Origin of the sequence: Paractinoplanes ferrugineus, assembly GCF_016862195.1 — a bacterium.
Lineage (GTDB): Bacteria > Actinomycetota > Actinomycetes > Mycobacteriales > Micromonosporaceae > Actinoplanes > Actinoplanes ferrugineus.
Window position 1 is genome coordinate 82,914 of record NZ_BOMM01000002.1, and the last position, 10,215, is coordinate 93,128.

9 protein-coding genes are annotated in these 10,215 nt (G+C 68.7%); 1 reads left to right on the forward strand and 8 read right to left on the reverse strand.

Annotated features, from left to right (window positions below):
• From Afe05nite_RS02740 to Afe05nite_RS02755, 4 genes are all read right to left on the reverse strand, one after another.
• Positions 1-720: an ABC transporter ATP-binding protein gene (locus tag Afe05nite_RS02740; protein WP_203815338.1), complete on the reverse strand. Its 720-nt coding sequence runs from the start codon at positions 718-720 to the stop codon at positions 1-3.
• Entirely contained in the window at positions 717-1,424 is a 708-nt protein-coding gene (locus Afe05nite_RS02745) for an ABC transporter ATP-binding protein (RefSeq protein WP_203815339.1), read from the reverse strand. Before Afe05nite_RS02745 ends, Afe05nite_RS02740 begins: the two co-directional genes overlap by 4 nt.
• A 350-nt stretch (positions 1,425-1,774) precedes the next feature.
• Complete coding sequence (locus Afe05nite_RS02750) at positions 1,775-2,410, reverse strand: alpha-ketoglutarate-dependent dioxygenase AlkB (RefSeq protein WP_239117499.1); 636 nt, start codon at positions 2,408-2,410, stop codon at positions 1,775-1,777.
• A 53-nt stretch (positions 2,411-2,463) separates the two neighbouring features.
• Positions 2,464-3,981, reverse strand: coding sequence for an MFS transporter (locus Afe05nite_RS02755; protein ID WP_203815340.1), 1,518 nt, complete (start codon positions 3,979-3,981; stop codon positions 2,464-2,466).
• An 83-nt stretch (positions 3,982-4,064) separates the two neighbouring features.
• On the opposite strand from Afe05nite_RS02755, the gene Afe05nite_RS02760 reads away from it, so the two are divergent.
• Positions 4,065-4,799, forward strand: coding sequence for a TetR/AcrR family transcriptional regulator (locus tag Afe05nite_RS02760; RefSeq protein ID WP_203815341.1), 735 nt, complete (start codon positions 4,065-4,067; stop codon positions 4,797-4,799).
• An 83-nt stretch (positions 4,800-4,882) separates the two neighbouring features.
• On the opposite strand, the gene Afe05nite_RS02765 is transcribed toward Afe05nite_RS02760, so the two are convergent.
• The 4 genes from Afe05nite_RS02765 to Afe05nite_RS02780 all read right to left on the reverse strand — a co-directional run bounded on the left by Afe05nite_RS02765 (position 4,883) and on the right by Afe05nite_RS02780 (position 9,389).
• Positions 4,883-5,911: a succinate dehydrogenase/fumarate reductase iron-sulfur subunit gene (locus Afe05nite_RS02765; protein ID WP_203815342.1), complete on the reverse strand. Its 1,029-nt coding sequence runs from the start codon at positions 5,909-5,911 to the stop codon at positions 4,883-4,885.
• The gene (locus Afe05nite_RS02770) at positions 5,911-7,839 is read right to left on the reverse strand and encodes a fumarate reductase/succinate dehydrogenase flavoprotein subunit (RefSeq protein WP_203815343.1); all 1,929 of its coding nucleotides are present in this window, start codon (positions 7,837-7,839) and stop codon (positions 5,911-5,913) included. The genes Afe05nite_RS02765 and Afe05nite_RS02770 overlap by 1 nt, the downstream gene beginning before the upstream one ends.
• A 13-nt stretch (positions 7,840-7,852) precedes the next feature.
• Positions 7,853-8,659, reverse strand: coding sequence for a succinate dehydrogenase subunit SdhC (sdhC, locus tag Afe05nite_RS02775; RefSeq protein ID WP_203815344.1), 807 nt, complete (start codon positions 8,657-8,659; stop codon positions 7,853-7,855).
• 187 nt (positions 8,660-8,846) lie between these two features.
• Positions 8,847-9,389, reverse strand: coding sequence for a hypothetical protein (locus Afe05nite_RS02780; protein WP_203815345.1), 543 nt, complete (start codon positions 9,387-9,389; stop codon positions 8,847-8,849).
• Positions 9,390-10,215 lie beyond the last annotated feature (826 nt).

A 10,215-nucleotide genomic window follows, 5' to 3' on the forward strand; every position in this document is an offset into this window, starting at 1 on the left:
TCAGAACCCCAGAAACGCGTGTCGGAGGTCGGCGTCGCCGGCCAGCGTCGCCGCGTCGTTGCGGGTGACCACCCGGCCCAGCGAGAGCACCAGCCCCTCGTCGGCCACGGACAGCGCGCTGCGCACGTTCTGCTCGACCAGCAGCACCGCCAGCCCCGTGCGATCCCGCAGGTCCCGAAGCAGCGCCATGATCTGCGCGGTGATCTTCGGCGCCAGCCCCAGCGACGGCTCGTCGAGCAACAACAGCCGCGGCTCGGCGGCCAGCGCCCGGCCGATCGCCAGCATCTGCCGCTCCCCACCGGACAGCTGGTGCCCGAGGTGGCCGCGGCGCCGGGCCAGCGCCGGGAACAGGTCGTAGATGTCGTCGAGCGCCGGCCGGGGCTTCCGCCACAGCCCGCCCAGCTGCAGGTTCTCGTCCACGGTCAGCTCGGTGACGACGCCGCGCCCCTCCGGGACATGCGCGATGCCGTGCCGCACCATCCGCTCGACCTTGACCCCGCGCAGATCCACCCCGTCGAAGACGACCCGGCCGGCGCTGCTGCGGAGCTGGCCCGAGACCGTACGCAAAAGGGTCGTCTTGCCCGCCCCGTTCGCCCCCAGCACCGCAACGATCTGTTTGCTCTCGACCGTGAGGCTGACGTCCCGAAGCACCGGCGCCGCCCCGCCGTAGCCCGCGCTGAGCCCGTCGATCCGAAGAAGCGGCGGCCTGGGCCCGCTCACGCCGCCGTCCCCAGGTAGGCCTCGGTGACCTTGTCGTCGGCCCGGATCTCGGCCGGGGAGCCGAGCGCGATCGGCTTGCCGAAGTCGAGGACCAGAATCTCGTCGCACACCGACATGACCAGGTCCATGTGGTGCTCCACCAGCAGAACCGTGGTATCCACCGCCTTGATCAACTCGGCCAGCCAGTCGATCTCGGCGCCGTCGAGCCCACCGGCCGGCTCGTCGAGCATCAAAATCCGGGGCCGCGACGCGAGGGCCCGAGCAAGTTCGACCCGCTTGCGCCGGGCATTGGGCAGCGAGGCCGGGTACGCGTCGGCGACGTCCGCCACCCCGCAACGCTCCAGGGCCTCGTAGGCCGCCGCCGTGCCCGCCCCCCGGTGCCGCACCCCGACGAGCACGTTCTCGAGCACCGTCATCCCGTTGAACTGCCCGACCCCTTGCAACGTGCGAGCGATCCCGTGCCGGGCAAGCTGATGCGGCTTGGGGCTGAACGCTTTCCCGTCGAGCGTGATCGACCCCGACTGCGGCACCGCGAACCCGCACACCACATTGAAGAGCGTCGTCTTCCCCGCCCCGTTCGGCCCGATCACCCCCACCACCCGCCCGGGCGAAACCCGCAGCGAGACGTCTTCGAGAGCCACCAGCCCACCGAAGCGAACCGTGATGTCGTGCAGCGAAAGCCCCTGCTCAACATGCGTGGACAAGGTCACCTCCCAGTCAACCGGCAGACGTCCGAAGTGGAGAGAGCGATGGTCAACTATTTACACTGGCAGTGTAACTTTCCCCGCCCGGACGTCAACCTTTTCGTTACTTGTCCGTAACAAGCCCCGCACATGAATCGACTAAGACCAATCAACCCACGCGGGATTTCGCCCACCCAGACATCGACCTCGTCGAATTCGCCCCGGCGGGGCGCCCGGCATCCACGGTCACGCCGCATCGAGGCGGCGCCCCGGTCGTGCCTGGTCGTGGCGCCTCGGCGGGCTCCCGGGTCACGCCTTTTCCGGCGGCTCGGACTGGCCCTCCTTGCCGTGCTCAGCTACCGGCAAGCGCCTCAGGCGACGTTGATCGGGCGGAACTGGATGCTCACGCGCGGCCCCACGGGCTTTGCGGTTTTCAGGATGGCGTGCTCCCAGGTGCGCTGGCATGAGCCGCCCATGACGATCAGGTCGCCGTGTCCAAGGGGAAAGCGGAGCGTGTCGTGGCCGCCGGCGCGGGGGCGCAGGGACAGCTGGCGCGGGGCGCCCAGGGACAGGATGGCGACCATGGTGTCGTGGCGGGCGGAGCGGCCCAGGGTGTCGCCGTGCCAGGCGACGCTGTCGCGGCCGTCTCGGTAGAGGCACATGCCGGCTGTCACGAACTCCTCGCCCAACTCCTCGGCGTAGTGGGCGGAAAGCATCGCCTTCGCCCTCGTGAGCGCGGGATGGGGCAGTTGCTCGTCACCGCCGAACCACCGCAGCAACCGGGGGACATCGACGACGTTGTCGTACATCTGGCGGCGGTCCGCTCGCCAGTCGATGCCCAGCAACGTCTCGAAGACCTCGTCGGAACCCTGCATCCAGCCGGGCAGCACGTCGACCCACGCCCCGACGGTCAGCTGATGCCGGACGATCCGGCCCGCGAGCGGCTCGAGAGCGGGTGCCGACCCGGCCGCGAGATCGAGCATCGACGGTTGATAGTTGCTGGTCACGGGATAATGCTAGTACATCCGTTCGATTATTGACTTTGGTCGGGATCGCTGGGTCAGTGCTCGGCGGCCACGGCGGCTTCATCGGGCGCGGTTGACGTGGAGGCAGGGGCGTCCGGCTTGGGGCGGAGAGCCGAGACGGCGACGATGGCTGCCGCGATCCCGCCCACCACGCCGACCATCGCAGTGATCGACAACGAGTCGACGAAGGCCGCCTTGGCGAGCTCGGCCAGGGCCGTGTCGCCGGTCCGGGCCGCGATCCGCAATGCATCGCCGATCGATTCCCGCGCCTGTTCGGTGACGTCGGACGGCATCGATGCCCGGTATCCCGTCGCCAGTATGCTGCCCAGCACGGCCACGCTGAGTGCCGCTCCGACCTGCTGCACAGTGTCGTTGACTGCCGATCCGACCCCGGCGCGCTCCGGCGGCAGGGCGCTGAGCAGGGTGCCGACAGCGGCCGGACCAGCCACGCCACTGCCCGCGCCCATCAGGATCATCGCGGTGGCCAGGTGCAGGAAGCCGTCCCCCGGTTCGAGCGTGGCGATCACGACGAAGCCGGCTGCCATCAGCAACAGACCGGAGGTAAGGGCGACCCGGGCGCCGAGCTTCTTGTCGACGACCACGCCGAGGCCATTGCAGATCATCGTAGTGACGATCATCGGGATGAAGGCGAGGCCGGCTTTCGCCGGCGGGTAGTCCAGGACGAACTGAAGGTATTGGGTGAGGGCCAGGAGCGTGCCGCCGGCCGAGAAGGACAGCAGCACGAGCGAGAGGCTGGCACCGGCGAAGTTCCGATTACGAAAGAGGGAGAGCGGCAGCATCGGCTCGGCGACCCGCCGCTCCCAGACGGCGAACGCGGTAAGTCCGAGCACGGCGATCACGAACCCGCTCAGCGTCTGCGCCGACGCCCAGCCCTCCTTGGCCGAGCTGATGACGCCCCACACCACTGCTGTCGTGCTGATCATCGACAGCAGCGCGCCGACCAGGTCAGGACGGCCGGCGGGACCGCGCGACTCCGGGATGACCGCCAGCGCCGCCACCACTCCGAGCGCGGCGACCGGGATATTCATCAAGAACACCGAGCCCCACCAGAAATGCTCCAGCAGCAAGCCGCCCGCGGTCGGGCCGCCGAGCGCACCGAGCATCAACACCGAGGTCCAGATGGCGATGGCCTTCTTGCGCTCCTCGTCGTCGAAGACGGTGGTGAGGATCGACAGGGTGCCGGGCATGAGGAACGCGGCACCGACGCCCATCAGGCCGCGGACCGCGATCAGCTGACCCGGGGTCTGACAGACGACGGCCAGGATCGAGGCTCCACCGAAGACGGTCAGCCCGATGACCAGGCCGCGACGCCGGCCGTGTCGGTCGGCGAGGCTGCCGGCGGTGAGCAGCAGGCCGGCGAACACCAGGATGTACGAGTCGATGATCCACTGGATGTCGGAGGAGCTGGCCCCCAGATCGCGGATCAGGGCCGGGATCGCGATGTTGAGAACCATGTTGTCGATCACGACGACGAGCAGGCTCAGGCAGAGCACACCAAGGATCAGCCACCTGTGGGGATTGCGTTCAGTCATGAGATCCCTCGTACGGTGTTCGAGTTACTCGCACACCGTACCATTGAGATCGCACCTTGTTCGACCCTCGATAGACTGATGCCATGGCTGAGCTGTTCTTCGACTCGGTGTGGCTGCGCCCACCAACGCGCAAGCGGGCCGGTCAGCCCACTCTCGACCGGGCGCAGATCGTGCGGGCGGCGTTGGCGATGCTCGACGAGGAGGGCCTCGCCGGCCTGAGCATGCGCCGGCTCGGCACCCGCCTCGGCGCCGGCGCGACCTCGCTCTACTGGCACGTGGCAACCAAGGATGACCTGCTCGAACTCGTCGTCGACGAGGTGCTCGGCGAGATCTACGTGCCCGAGCCGGGTGACACCCACTGGCGGATGGCGCTGTCGGTGATGGCCAACGGCATGCGTGCCGCGTTCCTGCGGCACCCGTGGGTGCTTGGCCTGTTCGGCACCAAGCCGACTCTCGGCCCCAATGCGATGCGCATGGGTGAGCGCAGCGTGGCGCTGCTCACCGAAGCCGGCTTCAGCGGCCTCGAGGTCTCGCACGTCAGCTCGATGATCCACGCGCACGCGCTTGGCTCGGCCACCACCCAGGCCGCGGTCGTGACGGCCACCAAACGCGCCGGCATGCCGGTCGAGGAGATGGCCGAGCAGCTGAAGCCGCTACTCGACAGGGTCTCCGCCGACAGCCCGAACTACGACCGGTGGCGCAAGGAAAATGCCACGCTGGACGACCCGGAGCGGATGTGGACCGAGGCCTTCGCCTTCGGCCTCGAGCGGCTCCTCGACGGCCTCGAGAGCTGGCTGGCCGCCGGCAAACCGGCCTAGGTAGACCGCGATGTAGGCGAAACGGCCGCCAGAACTGGCGTAGGCGAAACGGCCGCCGGCCGCAAGGCCGGCGGCCGATCGGGTCAGTGCGGGTCGGCCTCGTCCTTGTCCGGCGAGGGGTGGTTGTAGACGAGCCCACCCGGCGGGAGCGGGAACTCCTGGTCGTCGCCGAACGGCGACGGTCCGCCCTGCTGCGGGAGGAGCAGTTCGGCCACGTCCATCCGGCCGTCGTCACGGACCGCCGGCGCCTCGGGTCCGCGGGCGCTGGAGTACGGCGTGCCTGCCGCCACCCCGGTCACGCCGGTGGAGGTGCTCGGCGCCATCGACTCGCCGCCTCGACCCGACCCGGCGTGCTCCAGTTCGTCCCGCCGGAAGATCTTGCGGCCGAGCCAGACCAGCGGGTCGTAGCGACGGTCGACGACGCGTTCCTTCATCGGGATGATCGCGTTGTCAGTGATCTTGATGTGCTCCGGGCACACCTCGGTGCAGCACTTGGTGATGTTGCAATATCCGAGGCCCTGGTGCGCCTGGGCGTACTCTTTCCGGTCCTCGCGAGCGTCCAGCGGGTGCATGTCGAGCTCGGCCGCCCGGATGAAGAAGCGCGGCCCGGCGAATGCCGCCTTGTTCTCCTCGTGGTCGCGGACCACATGGCAGGTGTTCTGGCAGAGGTAGCACTCGATGCACTTGCGGAACTCCTGCGAGCGCTCGACGTCGACCTGCTGCATCCGGTATTGCCCCGGGGCGACGCCCTCCGGCGGGGCGAACGCCGGGGTCTCGCGCGCCTTCTCGTAGTTGAAGGAGACGTCGGTGACCAGGTCGCGAATGACCGGGAAGGCGCGCAGCGGCGTGATCGTGACGGTCTCGTCCTCCTCGAAGGTGGACATCCGCGTCATGCAGCCGAGCTTCGGCTTGCCGTTGATCTCCATCGAACAGGAGCCGCACTTGCCGGCCTTGCAGTTCCACCGGCAGGCCAGGTCGGGCGTCTGAGTGGCCTGCAGTCGGTGGATGATGTCGAGGACGACCTCGCCCTCGTTCACCTCGACGTCGTAGTCCTCGATCTCGCCGCCCTGCTGGTCGCCGCGCCAGACCCGGAAGTGACGTTTGGTGCCCATTACTTCGCCTCCAGCGCGTCGAACTCGGTCAGCTCGTCCTCGGTCAGGTATTTCGCCAGCTCGGTGCGGTCGAACAGGTTGATCAGCTCACCGCGCATCTTCGGCAGGGGCTTGTGCTCGAGGTGCACGTCACCGGACTTGTCGAGCGAGCAGACCAGGTTCACCTGGCGCCACTTCGGGTTCATGCCGGGGAAATCCTCGCGGGTGTGGCCGCCGCGCGACTCCTCCCGCTCCAGCGCCGCCTTGGCGGTGCACTCCGAGACGACCATCATGTTGCGCAGGTCGAGCGCGAGATGCCAGCCCGGGTTGTACTGCCGGCCGCCCGCCGCGCCGACGTTCGCCACCCGGACTTTGAGCTCCTGCAGCCGCTTGAGCGCGTCGGTCAGCTCGCCCTCCCGGCGGATGATGCCCACCAGGTCGCCCATGACCGCCTGAAGATCCTGCTGCAAGGTGTACGGGTTTTCGCCGCCCTGCCGGTTGAGCGGAGCCAGCGCCACCTCCAGCGCCGCCTCGACGTCGGACGTGGCCACCTTGGGCCGCTTGCCGAGCGCGTCCACATAGGCCGACGCGTGCTCGCCCGCCCGCTTGCCGAAGACCAGCAGGTCGGACAGCGAGTTGCCGCCGAGCCGGTTGGACCCGTGCATGCCGCCGGACACCTCGCCGGCCGCGAACAGGCCGATGACACTGCCGGCCGCGGCTGCGGAGTCGGGGTCGACCTCGACACCACCCATCACGTAGTGGCAGGTCGGACCGACCTCCATCGGCTGCTTCGTGATGTCGACGTCGGCCAGCTCCTTGAACTGGTGGTGCATCGACGGCAGGCGCTTGATGATGGTCTCGGCCGGCATTCGGGTGGAGACGTCGAGGAAGACGCCGCCGGCCTGGGTGCCCCGGCCCTCCTTGACCTCGTTGTTGATCGCGCGGGCGACCTCGTCACGGGGGAGCAGCTCGGGCGGACGCCGGTTGTTCTCGGGGTCCGTGTACCACCTGTCGGCTTCCTCCTCGGTCTCCGCGTACTGCTTGCGGAAGACGTCGGGGACGTACTCGAACATGAAGCGCTTGCCGTCGGAGTTGCGCAGCACCCCGCCGTCACCCCGGACCGACTCGGTGACCAGGATGCCCTTGACGCTCGGCGGCCAGACCATGCCGGTCGGGTGGAACTGGAGAAACTCCATGTTGATAAGCGTCGCGCCGGCCCGCAGCGCGAGGGCGTGGCCGTCACCGGTGTATTCCCAGGAGTTCGACGTCACCTTGTAGCTGCGTCCGACCCCGCCGGTCGCGAGCACCACGGCCGGGGTCTCGAACAGGAGGAACTCGCCGGTCTCGCGGTAGTAGCCGAACGCGCCGGCCACCTTGACCGCGCCACCGTCGGCCGACTCCGAGCCGTCGAGCAGCAACTCGGTGATCGTGGTCTCGGCGAAGACCTTGATGCGCGAGTCGTAGCTGCCGGTCTCGGCGAAGTCTTCCTGCTGCAGCGAGACGATCTTCTGCTGCAGCGTACGGATGAGTTCCAGACCCGTACGGTCACCGACATGCGCCAAGCGCGGGTATTCGTGCCCGCCGAAGTTGCGCTGGGAGATCTTGCCGTCCTTGGTGCGGTCGAAGAGCGCACCGTAGGTCTCCAGCTCCCAGATGCGCTCCGGCGCTTCCTTGGCGTGCAGCTCGGCCATCCGGAAGTTGTTGAGGAACTTGCCGCCGCGCATGGTGTCGCGGAAGTGCACCATCCAGTTGTCTTTGGAGTTCGCGTTGCCCATGGCGGCGGCCGCGCCGCCCTCGGCCATCACCGTGTGCGCCTTGCCGAACAGCGACTTCGAGATGATCGCGGTGCGCTTGCCGGCGAGCCGGGCCTCGATCGCCGCGCGCAGGCCGGCGCCGCCGGCCCCGATCACGACGACGTCGTAGTGGTGCCGTTCGATGCGTGTGGTCATCGTCGTCGTCCCCTCAGCCCACGAAGCGCAGGTCGGAGAACCAGCCGGCCTCGAGCGCCATGATGTAGAAGTCGGTCAGCGCGAGCGTGCCCAGCGTGATCCAGGCCAGCATCATGTGCCGGGCGTTCAGCTTGGACACGAGCAGCCAGAACCGGTAGCGCAACGGGTGTTTGGAGAAATGCTTGAGCCGCCCGCCGACGATGTGCCGGCAGGAGTGGCAGGACAGCGTGTAGGCCCACAGCATCACGACGTTGGCGACCAGGATGATGTTGCCCAGCCCGAAGCCGAATCCGCCCGGGCTGTGGAACGACCGGACCGCGTCCCACGTGTTGATCAGCGAGATGATCCCGGCCGCATAGAACGCATAGCGGTGGATGTTCTGGAAGATCAGCGGGAAACGGGTCTCGCCCGTGTATTTCTGGTGTGCGTCGGGCACGGCGCAGGCCGGCGGCGACAGCCAGAACGCCCGGTAGTACGCCTTCCGGTAGTAATAGCACGTCAGCCGGAAGAGCAGCAGGAACGGCAGGGTGAACGCCGCTTCGGGAATGAGCCAGAACGAGGGCAGCGGGGTGCCGAACTCGGCGGAACCCTCGACGCACCGATCGGTGAGACAGGGCGAATAGAACGGCGTCAAGTAGTGGTAGTCGTCGACGTAATACCACTTGTGCATGAAGACGCGGACGGTCGCATAAGTGACCCATGCCGCGAGGCCCAGAAAGGTGATGAGTGGGGGGAGCCACCATCGGTCGGTGCGCAACGTCTTCGCCGCGATCGCGGCGCGACTGCGCCCATCGTCCGGCCTCGTTGCCGTCGTCGTCATTCGATCTCCCTGACGTGCCTAACCAGTGACTCGGCGGTAACGGGCGAACCCGCCAGCCGCCCTAGGTGCGTGATGTGGGGCACACGTTACGCCGAGGGTCCGACACTTTGCCGATCAGGGAGGTCAGCCAGGTCACAAATTTGAGCCCCGCTCACATCGACGTGCGCAAACAAGGTAATGGATCTTGCTAGAGCTCCGGTGCCGCCAACCGCCGGACCGCTCCGGCGCAGGGCGCCGGCGACCAGCGGGCGAGCTCATCGGACACGGCCAGGCCGGCGGCGGTCCGGGGTTCGACATAAAACGCTGGTGTACGGGATCTAGCCTGCTTGTCGAGTGCGTCGGCGAACACTGTGCGAGCGTCGAGCAGTTGTCGCCACGCATCCTGATCCCGTTGACTGTCCAGTTCGTCAAGATAGATGCGAAGTGCCGCGTTCTCGTCGCGAATCGCCGTGGCACGAGCCGCCGGCCCAGGCGTCGAGCCGGGCGGGGTGAGCCGATTCAGCCGCTGCTCCAGTCTCAGGCAGTCGGTCGCCCGCCGCTCGCGCACCTCCCGAGCATCCGACGCCCGCTCCTTGACCCCCCGGATCGCCGACACCACGGACAATGTGCCCGCACAGAGCGCCACCACGACGATGCCCGCCGCAACCGCGATCCCGACCAGAAACCACCGCCGCCGTCGCGCCTGCAGCTCATCAAGCGGCCCTTCCGCAGCCGCCCCCAACTGCCACATCTTGCGCCGCCCACGCCGCCGCCCCGAGGTCCCACCCCGACCATCGCCCGCGCTGCCCGAGCCCGCGCTGCCCGAGCCCGCGCTGCCCGAGCCCGCGCTGCCCGACCCGCTGTCCGCCGTGCCTGCCGAGCCGACCGCGCTCGGCGCGCTGTCGCCAGCCTCCGCGAACCCACGCCGCCCCGTCCGCCTGGCCGCTCGCCGCCCCGCCGGCCCGGCCCAGTCCTCCGGCTCGTCAGCTTCCCCCGCAGTCCCCTCAAGGCCAGTTCTGGGAGCGCCAGTTCCGGAAGCGCCAGTCGCAGCGCTCCCGGTCGCAGAGTCGCTCCCAGGAGCGCCGGTTTCAGATGTCCCGGCGCCGGGGGCGCTCGTCCCAGGAGCGTCGGTCCCAGGAGCGTCGGTCCCAGGAGCGTCGGTCGGGCGAGCGCCGGTCGGGCGAGCGCCGGTCGGGCGAGCGCCGGTCGGGCGAGCGCCGGTCCTAGGACCCGCGGTCCCGGGAGCGCCGATGTCAGGAGTTCCGGGTTCAGGAGTTCCGGTTTCAGGCGAGCCGGTTTCAGGCGTGCCGGGTCCAAGAGGGTCTGTCGCGGAGGTGTCGACTGTCGGAGCGTCCGCTGCCGAATCGCCGGTTGTTGGCTCTCCGGCGGGCTGACGATGAGCTCGGCCGGCCGAGAAATGGCTGGTCGGGGCATCGCCGGGGGCGGGTTCGCGATTCATGTCGCTCACCGGCCCAGTGAAGCACGCCGGTCAATGAGTGGCCGGCCGGCAGCGGACCGCCTCGAAAGCAAGCCGGCAGAGCGCGCCGAGCCTTGAGCAAGCCGAGCCCCTGAGCAAG